Raw genomic sequence first — 18,553 nt, 5'->3', positions numbered from 1 at the left:
ATTAGGCTTTTTTACCCAATCCAAGAAGACCAAGGAATTCGGCTTAAAATCAAAACCAAGCCAACTGCATAGAGCATATAAATACTTCGGAATTTAGCTCTTGAAGTGGAAGCTTTTTTAGCTCGGCTATATCCGATCGTAATCAATACAATGGCAATGATATTTATAAACGGATGTTCTAAAGCTGTCAATCTGAGTGTTGAATCTGACATTGCATTACCAGATTGAAAAAGCTCTAAGCCCAATGGACTGACAAAATAAAGAATCAAGCCAAGCAATAGCTGAACATGAGAAAGAATAAAAGCTACTAAAGCAATCTTGCGATCTTTCTCGGTAAACTCTCGACCACTCAAGGCGCCGATAAGCATCAATACAATTACGACGATCAAAGCGATGAGGACTAAATAGGCAAGTCCAGAGTGAGCATGTTGTAATCCTGTATACATGGTTTTATTTGTTTTTGTGAAAATAGCTGAAAAGCCAAAAAGGTTTTAGAATTTTTAATTTTAATCTACATAAAGCACCAAGCCTTTGAGATACTCAGTTTCTGGATGAAAGACATTAATCGGGTGATCTGCTGGCTGAGAAAGCTGATGGATAATTCTGGTTTTTCGCTTAGCCTCCATAGCAGCGGCAGTTATGGTATGGTTGAATAATGCTTTATCCACAACTTGGGAACAGGAAAACGTGAATAGAATTCCTCCTTTTTTAATCCGTTTCAAAGCTTCTGCATTTAAGCGTTTGTAAGCCTGAACAGCATTGTGTCTCGCTTTGATATTTTTTGCAAAAGCAGGAGGGTCCAATACGATAATGTCATAATCATCTCCGATTTCTCGAATGTATTTGACCACATCGGCAACCTTGGATTCATGTTTTGAATCAATTTGGGGATTGAGGGAGACATTTTCCTCCGTCAATTCGATGGCTTTGGGAGAGATATCGACCGAATGAACTTCCTTTGCACCTGAAAGAAGTGCTAAAACGGAGAATCCTCCTGAATAGCAAAAGGTATTCAATACTTTTTTTTCTTTGGAATAATCCGCTAAGAGTTTACGGTTCTCTCGTTGATCAATGAAAAAACCTGTTTTTTGACCTTTTTCCCAATCGATTCGATAGGTTGCTCCATATTCCTGGACTAGGTCTGTTTGGGGCTCCCCAAATACCCATTGATTTTCAGTTAGTCCAAAATTTTTGGGAAGAGTCTCAGAGCTTTTATCAAAAACGGCCGTAAGTTTATTTCCATAGCATTCCTTCAAAGCTTCGGCTATTTCAGAAACATGTTGATGCATTCCGATTTGATGGCATTGTATGACAGCGGTTCCGTTATAAAAGTCAATAATCAATCCAGGAAGCAAGTCTCCTTCTCCATGAACTAGTCGGTAGACATTGGTTTCAGGGTTATTGGTCAATCCTAGCTTTTCTCGAAGCGAGAAAGCATTGGATATCATCTCATTCCAAAATTCTTGATCAATGTTTCGGTTTTCAAAACTGATAATTCGAACCATAATCGAACCCGGAGCAAAATGTCCGATACCCAAAAACTCATTTTGAGAGGAATAAGCGGCGACAAGTTGTCCATTCTCCAAATTTGCAGGCATATCCGCAATGGCACCTGAAAAGACCCAATGATGCCTTCGTTTTAATGAAATCTCTTTTCCTTTTTTGAGGATAATTTTAGGGTATTCCATGTGTGTGTTTTTGACGGTCAGGGAAATTATAACTTCCGATTACCATGAAAATAATACTGGCTCCAAGGCCATATAAATGAGCTTCGATTTCAGTTTCAAAATTCAAAACGGCTAAGTAGCAGATCATTCCGAAGACCATGGACATCAAAGCTCCCATGCTAGATGCTTTTTTCCAATAGAGCCCTGCAGTAAGCGGTACAAAAAGCGAAACCAGCATCAATATGGAGGCGCCTGCCACCAAATCATAAATATTGGACTCCAAACTAGCCATCAAAGTAGCCACTAGTGCCACAAAGACAACATTGAATCTCAGAATCCACAAAAAATGACTATCCTTCAATTTTTTTCCAAAATAGGGGCGGATGATATTTTCGGAAATGATTGCCGCAGGAGCTAGCAAGCCAGAACTTGTTGTACTCATAATGGCAGATATCAGAGCTCCAAAGAAAACGATCTGAACAGGAAGTCCTCCATGCGCTAAAATCATCCGAGGGAGAAGCATTTGATTGTTTTCCAATGACAACTCAGGATACAATACCTGTGCTCCTAAAGCGATAAACAGAGGTAAAAGCCCAAATGATAGATAAAAGATGCCTGCGAGGTAGGTGGATTGAACGGCTACTTTTTGGGATTTGGCGGACATTACCCGCTGATAAATATCTTGGCTTGGGATAGAGCCCAAACCCAAAATAATCCAGGCTCCTAAGTAATTCATCCAGGAGTTAAAATTTCCTTCAGGGAAAAATTGAAAACTGTTTTCTGGTGCTTGGTTTAAAATTTCCATTACACCACCAGCTTCATTGGCAATCATAGTCGCTACCCATAGCAATCCAATGACGATCATGGTGGTTTGAATAAAATCTGTAATCGAGATTGCCCACATGCCTCCGAGGAAAGTATAAAACACCACGATCCCAGCCGAAATTAGAATACCCTGAAGAAGGGTAATATCGCTTACAGCGCCCAAGACTAAGCTAAGAGCAACCAATTGAGCAGCCACGTAGCCGAAGTAGGCGGGAATCATAAAGACAGAAGCGAAGAATTCGATTCGATTCCCAAATAGTTTTTTAAATACATCCCCAATCGTAAGAACCTCCATTTTGTACATGGGGCGGAGGTAAAACATACCGAATAAAATGAGGCACAAAGCCCCTCCGAAAGGATCTTCGATTACCCCAATTAAACCTTCTTCCAAATAGACAGAGGAGGCTCCAAAAATGGTTTCTGATCCAAACCAAGTCGCAAATAGGGCTGATGCTGAAAGAAAAAGAGGAAGTGATCTTCCCGCCAAAACAAAGTCACCGGAGTTTTTGACTAGGCGGGAAGACCAAGCTCCAATGCCCACCGTAAGGGCCAAATAGGCAATAATGGCAGTGAGCAACAAGGAAATTATCAGTTAGCGTACATGGACTCACGAAGCGCTTTGATTTCCTCACTTTCCAAATAGTCATCGTAGGAAATACGTCGGTCGATTACTCCTTTTGGAGTTAATTCAATCACGCGATTGACAGTTGATTGTACAAACGCATGGTCATAGGAGGAAATAAATACTGTTCCTGTAAAATCTACTACAGCGTTGTTAAAGGCAGTGATAGATTCCAAATCCAGGTGGTTGGTAGGTTCATCCAAAACCAAGAGGTTGGGATTTTGCAACATCATCTTGGAAATCATACAGCGCACCTTTTCTCCACCGGAAAGGACAGTACATTTCTTGAGGGTTTCCTCACCTGTAAAAAGCATTCTTCCCAAAAAGGTACGAACATATGCTTCTTCTTGGTTGCTGGAGAATTGTCTTAGCCAATCGATTAAGTTAAGGTCCGAATTGAAATACTTGGAATTGTCGTTTGGCAAATAGGCTTTATTAATGGTTACTCCCCATTTGAAATTTCCTTTGGATGGTTGAATTTCACCCATAATGGTTTCAAAGAATTTATTTACCGCCTGCTTTGTCTTTGAAATGAATGCGATTTTATCTCCTTTATCCACCATTAAATTTACATCGGTGAAATAGGTGGTTCCATCTTGTACCAATTCTAGATTTTCAGACATAAAAATCTGATCTCCTGCTTCTCTTTCAGGCTTGAATATGATACCCGGATATTTTCTTGAGCTTGGCTCAATGTCATCCACGTTCAATTTTTCAAGCATCTTCTTTCTAGCAGTAGCTTGCTTGGATTTGGCTACGTTAGCAGAGAATCGAGCAATAAATTCTTGAAGTTCTTTTCGCTTTTCCTCGGCCTTTTTATTCTGATCTGCTCGTTGTTTTAGAGCCAATTGAGAAGATTCGTACCAGAAAGTATAATTACCGGAGTAGATTTTGATCTTTCCGAAGTCAATATCCACGATATGGGTGGAAACAGAATCCAAGAAGTGACGGTCGTGAGATACTACAATCACAAGGTTCTTGAAATTCACTAAGAAATCTTCCAACCATACGATGGTCTCTGCATCCAAGTCGTTGGTAGGTTCGTCCAGAATCAAGATATCTGGATTTCCAAAAAGAGCCTGCGCCAATAATACCCTCACTTTTTGATTTCCAGCCAGATTTTTCATAGGCTGATAGTGAAGATCTTCGGAAATACCCAAACCTGAAAGAAGGGCAGCTGCATCGGATTCAGCATTCCAGCCGTCCATTTCTGCAAATTCGGCCTCTAATTCTGAAGCTCTGATCCCGTCTTCTTCTGAGAAGTCCGGTTTCATGTAGATAGCATCTTTTTCTTCCATGATGGCAAACAACTTTTTGTGTCCCATCAAAACAGTCTTTAGCACTTCCACCTCATCAAACTCAAAGTGATTTTGCTTTAGGACTGCCATCCGTTGTCCTGGAGTAATATTGATACTTCCAGTCGTGCTTTCAATTTCTCCAGAGAGAATCTTGAGGAAGGTGGATTTACCGGCACCATTTGCACCGATCACCCCATAGCAATTTCCGGGAGTAAATTTCAGATTGACATCTTCGAAAAGAGTACGCTTACCAAATTTGAGAGATAAATTATCTACTGAGATCATTCGAAATTGAGCTTTTTAGAAGGCGCAAAGATAGGAATAAAAATTTCCTTTGGCTTGACTCCTTAGACTAATCCCCAAGGAACCGCTCCAAAAACTTATTCAACAAATTCCTGATAGGTTGCTTATATTAAAAGCAAAATTTTGAAATGTAGTTGGATGAGGAGATTTTACCTGATTTGCCTGACGTTTTTCCTGGTTTTTCTATCGATCACAGTTCATGCTCAAGTATCTACTGTAGGTACTGAGTTTTGGGTTGGATTTATGGATAATAATAGAATTCCACCCAATAATGGAGGGCAAGGAGCACCTGATTATGCCAATATCATTGTGACAGCCAATGAAGATGCTCAAGGTACAATCGAATACAGAGGTCAGACGGCAAGCTTTAGTCTCGGTGCTGGTCAACAATATACGCTGCGAGTGCCTTCTGAGGATTTAGATTTATTACATCGTAGTTCTGGAGCGACAGAAAATAAAGGTGTCTACATTTCCAGTACGGGAAAAATTGCCGTTCACGCATATAATGAGCGATTTCGAAGCGCAGATGGAACCGTGATATTGCCGGTTTCGGCTTTGGGGACAGATTATTACATCACCTCCCATTTTGAGACACTTACTACCAATAATACTTACAACGGCAATATCAATGATGAAAGTACGCTATTGGTAATTGCTACCGAAGATGATACAGAAATTGAAATCACTACAAAAGCTACTACCATAGGAGGAGGTCAAGCGGGAGTGCCTTATACAATCAGATTGAATAGAGGTCAAAGTTATCAACTGAAAGCGAAAGCTGACTTGACTGGATCACGTGTCCGAGTGATCGGGGCTGATGCAAGCGAGTGTAAAAAAATTGCGGTTTTTGGAGGAAATAAGTGGACTTCGGTAGGAAACTGCGGGGCTGCGAATGACCATTTATTCCAGCAAGCCTATCCAGTAAATACTTGGGGGAACTCCTTCGTCCATGTAGCAATGTCTGGTAGAACTTCAGGTGAATTGGTTAAGGTTTTAGCTTCCGAAGATGGAACCGAGGTGAGAGTGAATGGGGCTTTGGAGGGAATTATCAATCGTGGAGAGTGGATTCCGATTGAATTTGGGATCAATGAGCATGGAAAAATCGAAACGAGTAAGCCGTCGTCAGTTACCGTTTTTTCTAAAAGTCAGGAATGTAATCAGCCCAATTCACCGGAAGCTTTGACTGGGGACCCATTTATGATTACTTACAGTCCAAGTGAGCAATTTTTGAAGCAATTGACTTTTGTTTCCTTGAATTTGCCTTCCATTGTAAATCACTATGTCAATATCGTTGTGAAAACTGGAACTCAAAACGGGACGGTGTTGGATGGTAGCAATGTCGGTGGACGTTTTTTTCCTTTGCCTGGGGATCCTAGTTTCATGTATGCGCGAATAAATATTTCCCAAGGAGTTCATCGACTTAGTAATCCAGATGGCTTTGCTGCTTATGCCTATGGTTTTGGGGAATTAGAATCCTATGGATATGCAGCAGGAGCAGCCTTGGATAATTTAAATTTTGAGACAGAGGCTAGCTATGAATTTGAAGTGGATGGGGAGAATGTGGCTTGTTTAAATCAGCCTGGAGATTGGATGATTAATCCTGAAAATCCTGATTTCACCTATTTTGTTTGGGATTTTGGAGATGGGAGTCCTCTACAAGAAGGGAAAGAAGTAAGTCATACATTCTCTCAAGCAGGGGAATTTGAAGTAAGTGTATTGGCAGCATTAAGCCCAAATTCCTGTGATCAACAAGAGGAAGTGACCTTTATGGTCAATGTACTTGAATCATCTGCAGAAATTATCGGCTCCTCTTCTGCTTGTCCTGAAGTTGAAGAGCTTCTCTATACCCTAGAGAATTTGGAAAATGTAAGTCGAGTGGAATTTGAAGTGGAAGGTGGAGAGCTGATTCAGATTGATGATTTATCTACTGTGGTTCGATGGGGCGCTGCAAATGATAATGCTTCCCTTACGGCGGTTCCATACAATTTAAATGGTTGTCCTGGGGAACCGATATCCCTCCCTGTTACTGTGAATCAAAGAATTGTTGCTGAACTTCCAGAGGGAACCGAAGAAGTTTGTTTTGACCCTTCGGTTTCACATTTTTATTCCATTCCTGGGGGTACAGATGGCAGGAAATATGAATGGACCGTCGTTGGAGGAGAGATTCTTTCAGGTCAGGGGAGTCCAGAAGTGGAGGTTAGTTGGGATCAGCCTGGAATCACTGGGGAAGTATTTTATACGGCTACTAGTTTGGTAGATGCGCAATGTGAAGGGACTTCAGATCCGATTCTAGTTTCTGTAAAAGAGGAGTTTTTGGTTTCTATCCAAGAAATCATCCCTATAGGATGTTCGGGAGAAGGAAGTGGAGGTGTCGAACTAAGTATTTTAGGAGGAGTTCCTCCTTTTCAATTTGAATGGTCACATGATTCCAACCTTCAGGAAAAACGAGCTGATGGCTTAACTGCCGGAGTTTATTCAGTGAAGGTTATTGATCAATTGGGCTGTGAACAAATTTTGGAAAACCTAGAGGTAATTGAGCCCGCTCCTTTGGAACTGGTGGATGTAATTCCGCAAGCCGTTTCCTGCTATGGAAAACCTGATGGAATTGTAACATTACAGGTCACAGGAGGAATTCCACCTTATTCGTTTGAATACAATGGCCCGCAATCTTTTTCCACTTCAATTCAATTGAATGATTTATCTCAGGGAATTTACGATTGGACGGTGATGGACTCCAATGGCTGTTTTATTCCTGTTTCCTTTGAAATCACTTCTCCTCCAGCATTAGAGGTAGATGTTAGGCTCGAAAAGCCAGCTTGTCCGGGCGGAAGTAACGGGGAATTGTTTGCTTTCCCAGCTGGGGGTATTAATCCTTTTGTGTATACTTGGGAGTTCAATTCCACTGCAGGAAATCAACTTGTTGGAGTTCCTAAAGGGACTTACGCTGTTTCGGTGAGGGACGCTTCTGGATGTGTAAGTTTGGGTGAAGGAGAGGTGATAGAGGCGGCACCTGAGGTTCGAATGCCAACTGGATTTTACCCTGAAAGAGATAAGGATCTTTTTCAGGCAGTTTCCAATTGTGAATTGAATATGGAAATCTGGATTTTTGACAGATGGGGACAAATTATTTATTCCGGAAATGAAGGTTGGGATGGCATGATTTCTGGGGTAGATGCTCCGTCTGGAACTTATACATACCGAATTCAGTATTCCTTTTCGATCAATGATCAGTTCCAAGTAGAAAACAAATCGGGGGCTTTTGCTCTTATAAGATAAATATTCAGAATCAGCTCAATTACCCAAATTGATCAAAATGTTGGACTTGTAAATGGTACACTCAAAAAGACTATTTTTTGTCTTTTTCGTGTGTATTTTGTTTTTGCTGAGTGGAAACGTATATGCTCAGTTAAGCACGTTTGGTAGGGAATTCTATTTCGGGTTGATGGAAAACAACCTGAAGGAGAATAATATTGATAAGGCAGTTATTACTATTACTGCTAGAGAAGAGGCTATTGGTTCTATCCAATATCTTGGCCAAACAGTTAATTTTTCGATTGGTCCTAATGATGTTTTTACCCACGAAATCCTATCTTCCGACTTTGATGTTCTCCATCGAGGATCCGGTGTAATTCGGGAAAAGGGTATCGTAATTTCTTCTTCTGGAGAAATCTCGGTTCATGCGTTTAATATTAGAAGTACAAGTTCTGATGCTTCTGTAATTCTACCGGTAAAAACTTTGGGACAAGAATACCTTGTTACTGCCCATTACACAGATGTAAATCTGGGAGAAAATAATTTCGAAAGTACCCTTCTGATTGTTGCAGTAGAAGATCAAACTAGAGTCGAAATTACTCCTACGAAAACCACAGTAAATGGCAATCCTGCTGGAGTACCTTTTGAAATTGTTCTGAATTCCCGCCAAAGTTTCCAGTTAAAAGCTTTTGGAGATCTTACAGGTTCAAGGGTTCGTGTTTTAGATGCTGAAGGAAATGAGTGTAAAAAGGTTGCTGTTTTTGGAGGAAATAAAATGACCCAAGCAGGAACCTGCGGAAGTACAGCTGATCATTTATTTCAACAAACCTATCCACTTTTTGCTTGGGGGAAATCCTTTATACATATTCCATTGCTAGACAGAACCTCGGGTGACTTGGTTAAAGTACTTGCGGCAGAAAATGGAACTCAGGTCAGGGTCAATGGACAACTAGAATTGACCCTGAATGCAGGCCAATTTCATGTTTTTGATTTTAACGCTACCGAAACAAAGTTTATTGAAGGTTCTAATCCAATCAGTGTAACAGCTATAGCGAAAAGCTCTGATTGTGATGCTGCCGCTGTTGCTACCTTGGGTGATCCAAGTATGATCACCTACAATCCGAATAATCATAGAATCAAGTCGATTGTATTTAATTCCCTTCAGTCCTTTGGGTTTGTACGGCATTATGTCAATATCATTGTGTCCACCGCTTCAATTGATAAAACTCTACTAAATGGGAAAAACATCAGTTCTGAATTTTCTCAAGTACCTGGCAATCCAGAATTTAGTTTTGCCAGAGTTGCTGTAGGTGGGGGAGTTAACTCGCTTTCTAATCCAGATGGATTAATCGCCTATGCTTATGGTTATGGAAACAAGAGTTCTTACGGATTCTCCGCTGGAGCAAATTTTGAGGATACTGAATTTAAAATCGAAAGTGATTTTGGGTTTGATGATGAGCATCTCGCTTGTTTAGGTCAGGATGCTATTTGGGAAGTCTCAGCAAATAATCCCCAATACACTCAGTTTATTTGGGATTTTGGGGATGGAACTTCGCCAGTTAGCGGCAAAGTTGTAAATCACTCCTTTGAGGAACCGGGGACTTTTTTGGTAAAGGTAAGTGCCTCAAATGGTGTTGTAGGTTGTCCCGTTGAAAATGAATTCGAATTCGAGGTAGTGGTGAAGGAGGTTGAGTTTGAAATCTTGGGTGCGGAGCAAGTTTGCCCGGGTTCAGAAGAAACCTACGAATTGGGGACATCCTCAAATTTGGAAAAGCTAGATTGGCTGGAGGTAATTGGTGGGGTTATTATCGATGAAGATGATAGTTCTGTCACCATTGAATGGCAAGAAAATATTGAAGGAGCTGGGATTCAGGTAGTCGGATTTTCTCCTGAAGGATGTGAAAGCGAACCGTTATTTTTTCCTGTAACATTTGGTGAGCAATCCATTGATGCTATTCCTGATGGGGAAGTTTCTGTCTGCATAACTGGTAATGATGAGTTTGCCTATAATCTTCCTGCTGATTTCCAACAGGGATCTTTTGAAATTGAGTGGTTTGTTGTCGGTGGAGAAATCATCTCAGGTCAGTCTGAGTCAACTGTTTTTGTCCAGTGGGAAAAAGGTGCTGAAGAAAAATCAATCTATTTCTCAGTTTTAGAGGAAGGCCAGGCTTGTGGGAAAGTTTCGGACAAGTTAGAAGTTAGTGAAGTTGCCGAGGTTCCATTTAGCAATCCTGAAATCGCAGGAGCAAAAGAAATATGTATTGGAACAGAAATAACCTACACTTTTACCTCAACAACTCCATATTCTTCCTTGGATTGGATAGATATTAAAGGTGGAGAGATAGATGGCCAAAGCGGAAATGAAGTCGTAATTAGATGGGTGGCAGAGGTAGAGAATATGGGATTCTCTTTGATTCCATATCATGAGAATGGCTGTCCTGGTACTTTAATTTCCTTCAATGTTACTGTGAAAGAATCTGAAGTTGTGGATGCTCCTGAAGGAAATCGGTTTTTATGCGGACCCGAGTTCATGGAAATGACTTATTCTATTCCTCAACAAACTATTGAAGGAAGCATTTCTTGGGTGATCAATGGAGGTGAAATCATTGGTTCTTCCGAAGGAGAGACTGTAAATGTGATTTGGAGTTCTGATGAGTCAGAAAGATGGATTGGATATTTGATTGATCCTGTTGATGCCAGTCAATGCCCTGCTGTTTCAGAACGTCTTGAAATTGAGTTGAGCAATCCAATTGAGATTAATGAAGTAATCGAGACAACTCCTTCTTGTCCCGGTTCATCTGATGGTAAATTGAATATTGAAATTGAAGGAGGATCTGGTGAATATATTTTTGAGTGGGAAGGATACCCTGATACTAATAGTTCACAATTGGAAAATATTCCTTCAGGTGAGTATCGAGTAACTGTTTACGATATAAATAGCTGTGGTTTTGGAGAATTCACTGTTTCATTAACAGATCCGCAACCATTAAAATTGGTGGAAGAATTAAAGCTTCTACCGACTACCTGCAATGAATCATCAGATGGTGGGTTTGTTGCCAATATTTCTGGTGGGGAGCCACCATACATTGTCCCGGGATTTGAATTCACCTCTGATGGTCAAGTTATTTCTGTAAAGGGCTTGTCGCAAGGAAGTTTCAAGCTATTTATTGAGGATTCCAAAGGATGTTCAATTCCAATTGAAGGTGAAATTCCCGGTCCACAGGCTTTGCAAGTAAGGTTTTCAGAGGTGAGTGAAAGTTGTCCTGGTGGAAATTTTGGAAGACTCGCCGTTGAGGTGGAAGGTGGAGTTGGCCCCTACACTTATTCTTGGAGTTTGGGTGAAGGAATTGCAGGAATAAGTCGTTCCAGTCAAGAAGCTTTCACTAATAATTTTATCAGTGAAATGCCATCTGGGGATTATGAGGTTACTGTTACTGATGGAAATGGTTGCCAAGTAAGAGCCTACGGTAGAATTCCAGAAACTCAGCCTCAGGTGAGAATGCCAACTGGTTACTTGCCAACAGATGGTCTTTATTACCCTGTTTCCAACTGTACTTTAGAATATTCTTTAACTGTTTTTGACCGTTGGGGAAAAGTAATCTACAATGGTTCTGAAGGCTGGGATGGATTGATTAATGGAAAAGAAGCACCCACAGGAACATATACATATCAAATCAGTTACCAATTTAGATTAGGTGATCAGCTAGAAAATGAAAAAAAATCAGGTGTTTTCGTCCTAATCAGGTAAATTTCAATTTGTACAAATTAGGAGTATATCCATGAATTGGCGGCTGTGGGTTTCTGTACTTTTTTTCATCAAAGCATTTTTGTTGGATTCATTTTTTGTCCAAGCCCAAATCAGTACCATCGGAAGGGATTTTTACATAGGGTTCATGGATAATAACCGACGCAATACTCAGCCCGATCGGGTTGTGGTGATTATCACTGCTGTAGAAAAAGCGGCCGGCACGATTCAGACACCAAAACAGTCGATTCCTTTTACTTTGGAACCAGGTGAACAGCTGATGCGGGAATTTGATGGAGACAATGAAGGAGTAATTCATCGGGAAAGCGGCCGAGTTGACTATAAGCCTTTTCGGATTACCTCTTCAGGTGATTTGACAGTTCACGCTATTAATGGCAGGGAATACAGCACGGATGGGACGGTGATTTTGCCTACCTCTGCTTTAAGTACAGAATATCTGGTGATGGCCCATTATGATACCTTCGGGCCAGGTCAGGAACCAGGAAGTAACCAGAATTTTGAAAGTACGCTTTTGGTTGTTGCGACTGAAAATGACACTCAGGTGGAAGTAATTCCTGCAGCTCCTACTGTCAATACTATTCCCGCAGGAGCACCAATCCAATTCACCTTAGATGCGGGTGAAAGCTACCAAATAAAGGCAAATGGAGATTTAACAGGCTCAAGAGTTAGGGTGCTCAATCCATCTGCCGATTCCTGTAAATTATTGGCTGTATTTGGTGGGAATAAGACTAGTAGTGCTGGTGATTGTGGTACGAGTGGAGATCATATTTTTCAGCAAGCCTATCCGTTAGAAAGTTGGGATAAAGAATACATACATGTTCCATTAGCTGGTCGGACATCAGGGGAAATCATTAAGGTTTTGGCTTCTCAGGACGGAACAGAAGTTCGAATAAACGGTACGGTCAGAGCGACCTTGGATGCCCGGGAATATGTCCGTTTTGAATTTGGGAAAAATGAACTGGCTTTAATCGAAACATCCAAGCCAAGTAGCGTTGCAGTAATAGCAAAAAGTGGGGCTTGTAATGAATTTGGAGTTGCTCCCCTTGGGGATCCAAGCTTGTTTTTATTGAGCCCAAATTCCCAACGGTTAAAGAACATAACTTTTTCTACCGGAAAGCTGATTGGATCATTTAATCAGAGCATAGAGCATTTTTTGACCATATTAGTGCCAAGCGGTTCGGAGGGTGAAACGCTATTGAATAGAGTTAATGTTGGTGGTCAATTTCAGCCCGCTTTAGCTACTGGCTTTTCATATGCAAGAATTAAAGTTCCTTTTGGGGTCAATACTCTTTCCAATCCAGAGGGTTTTATCGCCTATGTTTATGGTTCAGGTTCCATCGAATCCTACGGTTTCGCTGTAGGGGCTAGTTTGGAAAATGTCCAATATGAGACTGAGACTACGTACGATTTTGATGTGGTTGGGGAAAAAGTGGCATGCCTCAACCAAGAAGGGACTTGGGAAATATTCCCGGATGATTCTCGATTTAAGGATTTTACTTGGGATTTTGGTGATGGCTCTGAGCTAAAGGATGGAAAATCCGTCAGTCACACCTACACCTCTTCAGGTTCATATGAAGTGCTAGTTTTTGCGTCTACAGGAGAAGGATCTTGTGATAGCGAAACAAAGTTTAGTTTTGAGATTGATGTAACGGTAGTCGAAGCTGAATTGGAAGGGCCAAGTTCGCTTTGTCCTGATAGTGGTGGGATTCCTTACCGCCTTGAAAATATGGAGGGGGTTTCTGAGGTGATTTGGGAAGTGAGTGGAGGAATTTATTCTGAGGTGAATGATTTTGAAATTTTGGTAGACTGGGGAGCAGCAAATCCAGATGCCTTGGTGAGGGCTATTCCAGTTGCCGAAAATGGATGCTTGGGACCTGTATTGGAAATTTTTGTAGCTCTGGAGGATGATTTTTCTCCTGAAAAACCGGAAGGCCAATTGGGAATTTGTGGTACTGACACTGGACCTTTTACCTATTCTATTCCATTTCCTCAATCTGGAAAAGAATACCAATGGTATGTAGTGGGGGGAGATTTTGTCAGTTCTAATGAGGGGGAATTGGTGGAGGTGAATTGGGACCTAAATGCACCTGTAAGAAGCGTATTTTATGAAGAAAGAATACCGGGTGGAGGTTCTTGTTTTGGAACCTCTGAGGTTTTGGAAATCGGCTTTTTCCCTGTGTTAGATGCAAAAGAAGGTGAATTGATATCTCCTTCATGTTCTGGGAATGCCGATGGAAAAATTGCCTTGGATGTTCAAGGAGGTTCGGGTGAATTTAGTTTTTCCTGGAGTCATGATCCAAACTTAGACGAAGCGATTGCTACAGGTTTATCTCCCGGGAATTATGAAGTTACCGTAACGGATTTGTTGGGCTGTGGTCAGCAAACTTTAAATTTTATAATTACAGACCCAGAGCCAATTTCTATTGTTTCCGAGTCAATAGTTCAGCCTTCATGCAATGAAAATAATGATGGAGAAATTGTTTTAGAGGTACAGGGAGGATCGCCTCCTTTCCAAGTTCCTGGATATGATACGGATTGGGATGGGGAGTTTTTGACAGTTTTTGGGATAGGATTGGGTGATTATGAGCTATTTGTGGCTGACCAGAATGATTGTGGGATTACCTACAGTGGCCAAATGGATGCACCGGCAACTTTGGAAATTGAATTTGAGGAAATAACGCCAGGATGTCCAGGAGGAATTGACGGTTCAATTCGAGTTTTGATTCAGGGAGGAACACCTCCCTATCAAATTCTGTGGGAAAATGGATTTACTGGAGATTTACTGACCAATTTATCCTCAGGCATATATGAAGTTAGCATCACGGATGCAAATGGCTGTAAAGTAAGTGGGGCAGGTAGAGTTTCAGAAGCTAGGCCATCAGTAAGAATGCCAAATGGATTTCTTCCATCAGATGGTCCTTATCAGCCGATTTCGAATTGTAGCATTTCCTACGAATTGTTTGTTTTTGATCGTTGGGGTCAAATGATTTTTTCTGGTTCGGAGGGATGGAATGGTTTATTTAAAGGAGAATCCATGCCAACTGGAGTTTACACCTATTTGCTTCGCTATCAGTATTCTTTGGATACTGGGATCCAAAATGATCAATTGACTGGTGCATTTACACTGATAGATTAAATTTACTTTTTCAAGGTTCTGAAAAATACTTTGATAGTTTTGTGCAAAATTTTTGTGATTCATGAAAAACATTTTGATTACTGGAGGGGCAGGGTATATCGGTTCCCATACGGCAGTTGAATTAATCAAGGCAGGTTACCGACCCATCATTATTGACGACTTGTCCAATTCTCAAGAAAAGGTTTTGGAAAGGCTAGAGGAAATTACCGGAATGAAAATCCCTTTTTATTTGGGTGATTGTGCCGATCGTTCTCTTTTGGATCAAATCGCTAAAGACCATAAGTTGTCCGGAGTTATTCATTTCGCAGCTTTCAAAGCGGTAGGAGAGAGTACTCAAAAACCATTGAAATACTATAAAAATAATGTGGGATCCCTAGTCGCTTTACTGGAATTTATGGAGGCTCATTCTATTCTTGATTTGGTTTTTTCTTCCTCTTGCACAGTTTATGGACAACCTGACACTTTGCCTGTAACTGAAGATACACCTCGAAAAGAAGCTGAAAGTCCTTATGGAAACACCAAAAAAGTTTGCGAGGATATTTTGGTGGATTTAATCAAAAGTAAGTCTGATTTAAAGATTATTTCTCTTCGGTATTTTAACCCGATTGGAGCTCACCCTAGCGGGAAAATTGGGGAACTGCCGAGTGGTGTTCCGAATAATTTGGTTCCTTTTGTTACTCAAACAGCCGCTGGGATTAGAGAAAAACTGACTGTTTTTGGAGATGATTATTACACACCAGATGGATCCTGTGTTAGAGATTTCATTCATGTAATGGACTTAGCAGATGCCCATGTGAAAGCCTTATCCTTCTTAGAAAATAAGAATACCAACTTTTATGATGTTTTTAATGTGGGGACCGGAAACGGAAATACCGTGCTGGAAGTCATTCATACTTTTGAGGAGGTGAATGACCTCAAATTGAACTATGAAATCGGTCCTAGAAGACCAGGAGATGTAGTAAAAATTTGGGCTGATACCACTAAGATCAATCAAGTCTTGGGTTGGTATCCTAAAAATTCACTGGCAGACTCTCTTCGTGATAGTTGGAATTGGGAGAAAAAATTGAATGAATAAATGAAAGCCCTTTGAAATTAATCAAAGGGCTTTATTGATTAATATCCTGCAGCTTGTCCGTCCTTTCGGGATTCTGAAGCGCCGTAATAGACTTTTCTTATTGGATCATATTTTATGGCCTGATAGCCTCCATAGGGGCCTACGCTAAATTCCACTCGATGTCCCAATTCTTCCAGTTTTCGAATGACTTCATAAGAAAATCCACTTTCAAGATTAAGTGAGCCGCCTGATGTCATCCTTGAACCAGTAGGTTGGGATGAACCGGTATGTCTCATTCTAGGAGCATCACCAGCCTCTTGAATATTCATTCCAAAGTCAATAATGTTTACTAGAATTTGAGTATGACCTTGAGGTTGTACAGCGCCTCCCATCAGTCCAAAACTCATAAACGGTTCTCCATCCTTGGTCACGAAGGCGGGGATAATAGTATGGAAAGGCCGTTTCCCTCTTGCCAAGGAATTCCAGTGATTTTCATCTTGGACATTGAACATTTGTCCTCGATTTTGAAGGACAAATCCAAGTCCATCAGGAACCATTCCTGATCCAAATTCATCATAAATGCTTTGGATAAATGAGACCATATTTCCTTCTGAATCGGCAACTGTCAAATAGGTGGTGTTTCCCTTTTCAATTTCTCCAGCCGGATATTCCCGTGCGGCCTTGTTCATATCTATAAGTTTTCGTCGCTCAGCAGCATATTCTTTTGAAATCAAATAATCTACTGGGATTTCATTGAAAGCAGGGTCAGCATAATATTTAGCACGATCTTCATAAGCAAGCTTCTTGGCCTCAGTAAGGACATGAAGATACTCTGCACTACCAAAGCCCATGGATTTCAAATCAAATCCTTCCAAAATATTGAGCATTTGAAGTGCCGCAATTCCTTGACCATTAGGTGGAAGCTCCCATACATCATAGCCTCTATAGTTGGTGCTAACTGGTTCCACCCACTCTGAGCTATGGTTTTTCAGGTCCTCATAACTCAAATAACCGCCATGCTCTTTCATAAACTGATCAATGGTCTGTGCAATTTCACCTTCGTAAAATGCCTTTCTTCCACCTTGAGCAATTAATTCATAGGTTCTGGCTAAGTCAGGATTTTTAAATACATCACCTTTTTGAGGGGTGGTTTTTCCATTTGGCATGTAAGTTTTTTTGAAGCCAGGAAGATCCTGCATTCTTGGCCAGTCATCATTCATTTGCCAGGCAATTACCTCTGAGACAGGGAAACCATTTTTCCCATAATCGATTGCTGGCTGCAAGATTTCCTGCATGGAAAGCTTTCCGAATTTTTCATGCAGCTCAAACCAACCATCAACTGCTCCAGGAACGGAAACCGGAAGAGGACCAAGGAAAGGAACATACTGAAGGCCTTTTTCTTTAAAAACATCCATGGTTAGATTTTCAGGTGCTCTACCACTTCCGTTCAAACCATATAGCTTCTTTTCTTTTGCGCTCCAAACTATCGCAAATACATCTCCTCCAATTCCACAAGCATGAGGTTCCACAAGACCCAACATCGCATTAGCTGCAATAGCCGCATCTACGGCACTTCCTCCTTTTTTCAAAATATCCAAAGCAGCTTGTGTAGCTAGGGGTTGGCTTGTAGCAGCCATACCATTTTGGGCTAGGATTTCGGATCGCGTGGCAAAATTTTTCCCAGTCACTCTATCTTGAGCGGATGAAGCGATTGAAATGAATAAGCAAAAGATTAATAGAATATGATTTTTCATGTTAGGTGAATTTTGACGGCATTTTAGAGTTTGAAAGCTTGGAATACAAATAGACTTTCGTGAATGGATTAATTCCTTCGCCGAATGGAAATTTGAAAATCTAAAGGATTCTGGAGAAGTGTTGAAAAAAATTATTTTCCTGAATAAGAATGAAATACAAATTTCCTGAAGAAATTTTCACTTGCAGTTTTTGCAAAAAGAAAGCAAAACAATACATTTGCATCACTTTAAACCAAGGGCGTAAGGAACTTGGTCTTAAAATAAAAAAGGAGCGGTAGTTCAGCTGGTTAGAATGCCTGCCTGTCACGCAGGAGGTCGCGGGTTCGAGTCCCGTCCGTTCCGCATATTTCTTGTCACTCTGCCATTAAGGGTGGAGTTTTTGAAGATAAACAGAAAGTTGTTTATTCACCTTTATTTAAGTCATTAGGAGCGGTAGTTCAGCTGGTTAGAATGCCTGCCTGTCACGCAGGAGGTCGCGGGTTCGAGTCCCGTCCGTTCCGCAAAGCCTCAGAGGAATCTGAGGCTTTTTTGTTTTAAGGCAAATTGTTTGAAACCTGTTTCCAGAATACTTATTTCAGGGGATTTATTTCGAGAGCTTCAGCTGGTTAGAATGTCCCGATTCATCGGGAAGGTCGCGGGTTAGAGTCCTCCCGACGGTTTGGGATTCCGCAAAGCCTCAGAGGAATCTGAGGCTTTTTTGTTTTAAGGCAAATTGTTTGAAACCTGCTTTCAGAATACTTATTTCAGGGGATTAATTTCAAGGGGTTCAGCTGGTTAGAATGTCCCGATTCATCGGGAAGGTCGCGGGTTCGAGTCCTCCCGACGGTTCGGGATTCCGGAAATCCTCAGAGAAATCTGAGGCTTTTTTGTTTTAAG

Annotated in this window: 9 protein-coding genes and 3 tRNA genes; 7 read left to right on the top strand and 5 right to left on the bottom strand. The window is 41.0% G+C overall.

The window, feature by feature from the left end:
* Window positions 1-11 precede the first annotated feature (11 nt).
* The 4 genes from E4S40_RS08710 to E4S40_RS08695 are packed head-to-tail and all read right to left on the bottom strand — an operon-like array spanning window position 12 to window position 4,697.
* Window positions 12-446: a hypothetical protein gene (locus tag E4S40_RS08710; protein WP_135073130.1), complete on the bottom strand. Its 435-nt coding sequence runs from the start codon at window positions 444-446 to the stop codon at window positions 12-14.
* A 60-nt stretch (window positions 447-506) separates the two neighbouring features.
* On the bottom strand, window positions 507-1,688 hold the full coding sequence (locus E4S40_RS08705) for a class I SAM-dependent rRNA methyltransferase (RefSeq protein WP_135073128.1): 1,182 nt from the start codon (window positions 1,686-1,688) through the stop codon (window positions 507-509).
* Window positions 1,675-3,069: a sodium:solute symporter family protein gene (locus E4S40_RS08700; RefSeq protein ID WP_317129222.1), complete on the bottom strand. Its 1,395-nt coding sequence runs from the start codon at window positions 3,067-3,069 to the stop codon at window positions 1,675-1,677. The genes E4S40_RS08705 and E4S40_RS08700 overlap by 14 nt, the downstream gene beginning before the upstream one ends.
* An 11-nt stretch (window positions 3,070-3,080) precedes the next feature.
* On the bottom strand, window positions 3,081-4,697 hold the full coding sequence (locus E4S40_RS08695; RefSeq protein ID WP_135073124.1) for an ABC-F family ATP-binding cassette domain-containing protein: 1,617 nt from the start codon (window positions 4,695-4,697) through the stop codon (window positions 3,081-3,083).
* Between the two features lie 156 nt (window positions 4,698-4,853).
* On the opposite strand from E4S40_RS08695, the gene E4S40_RS08690 reads away from it, so the two are divergent.
* From E4S40_RS08690 to galE, 4 genes are all read left to right on the top strand, one after another.
* Window positions 4,854-7,991: a PKD domain-containing protein gene (locus E4S40_RS08690; RefSeq protein WP_135073122.1), complete on the top strand. Its 3,138-nt coding sequence runs from the start codon at window positions 4,854-4,856 to the stop codon at window positions 7,989-7,991.
* A gap of 166 nt (window positions 7,992-8,157) precedes the next feature.
* The gene (locus tag E4S40_RS08685) at window positions 8,158-11,715 is read left to right on the top strand and encodes a PKD domain-containing protein (protein WP_161971786.1); all 3,558 of its coding nucleotides are present in this window, start codon (window positions 8,158-8,160) and stop codon (window positions 11,713-11,715) included.
* A 31-nt stretch (window positions 11,716-11,746) separates the two neighbouring features.
* Window positions 11,747-14,869 (top strand): PKD domain-containing protein, encoded by a 3,123-nt coding sequence (locus E4S40_RS08680; protein WP_135073118.1) that lies wholly within the window; start codon window positions 11,747-11,749, stop codon window positions 14,867-14,869.
* Between the two features lie 61 nt (window positions 14,870-14,930).
* A complete protein-coding gene (gene galE / locus E4S40_RS08675; RefSeq protein WP_135073116.1) occupies window positions 14,931-15,944 on the top strand; it encodes a UDP-glucose 4-epimerase GalE in 1,014 nt (337 codons plus the stop codon).
* 38 nt (window positions 15,945-15,982) lie between these two features.
* On the opposite strand, the gene ggt is transcribed toward galE, so the two are convergent.
* Entirely contained in the window at window positions 15,983-17,677 is a 1,695-nt protein-coding gene (ggt, locus tag E4S40_RS08670) for a gamma-glutamyltransferase (RefSeq protein WP_135073114.1), read from the bottom strand.
* Window positions 17,678-17,945: 268 nt separating this feature from the next.
* Between ggt and E4S40_RS08665 the strand changes: the two genes are divergently transcribed.
* The 3 genes from E4S40_RS08665 to E4S40_RS17085 all read left to right on the top strand — a co-directional run bounded on the left by E4S40_RS08665 (window position 17,946) and on the right by E4S40_RS17085 (window position 18,498).
* Window positions 17,946-18,019 (top strand) — tRNA-Asp (locus E4S40_RS08665).
* An 84-nt stretch (window positions 18,020-18,103) separates the two neighbouring features.
* Window positions 18,104-18,177 (top strand) — tRNA-Asp (locus tag E4S40_RS08660).
* Between the two features lie 263 nt (window positions 18,178-18,440).
* Window positions 18,441-18,498: transfer RNA gene (locus E4S40_RS17085), tRNA-OTHER, on the top strand.
* The last annotated feature ends 55 nt before the right edge of the window (window positions 18,499-18,553 follow it).

Source organism: Algoriphagus kandeliae (genome assembly GCF_004571135.1).
In the GTDB taxonomy this organism is placed as follows: Bacteria; Bacteroidota; Bacteroidia; order Cytophagales; family Cyclobacteriaceae; genus Algoriphagus; species Algoriphagus kandeliae.
The sequence above is the reverse complement of the archived record's forward strand: the minus strand, read 5'-3'. Positions and strand labels throughout refer to the sequence as shown.

Excerpts from the sequence above, each read along its gene's own strand:
- galE (WP_135073116.1), top strand. The coding sequence starts at position 14,931 with ATGAAAAACATTTTGATTACTGGAGGGGCAGGGTATATCGGTTCCCAT.
- E4S40_RS08710 (WP_135073130.1), bottom strand. The coding sequence starts at position 446 with ATGTATACAGGATTACAACATGCTCACTCTGGACTTGCCTATTTAGTC.
- E4S40_RS08680 (WP_135073118.1), top strand. The coding sequence starts at position 11,747 with ATGAATTGGCGGCTGTGGGTTTCTGTACTTTTTTTCATCAAAGCATTT.
- E4S40_RS08695 (WP_135073124.1), bottom strand. The coding sequence starts at position 4,697 with ATGATCTCAGTAGATAATTTATCTCTCAAATTTGGTAAGCGTACTCTT.
- E4S40_RS08705 (WP_135073128.1), bottom strand. The coding sequence starts at position 1,688 with ATGGAATACCCTAAAATTATCCTCAAAAAAGGAAAAGAGATTTCATTA.
- ggt (WP_135073114.1), bottom strand. The coding sequence starts at position 17,677 with ATGAAAAATCATATTCTATTAATCTTTTGCTTATTCATTTCAATCGCT.
- E4S40_RS08690 (WP_135073122.1), top strand. The coding sequence starts at position 4,854 with ATGAGGAGATTTTACCTGATTTGCCTGACGTTTTTCCTGGTTTTTCTA.
- E4S40_RS08685 (WP_161971786.1), top strand. The coding sequence starts at position 8,158 with ATGGAAAACAACCTGAAGGAGAATAATATTGATAAGGCAGTTATTACT.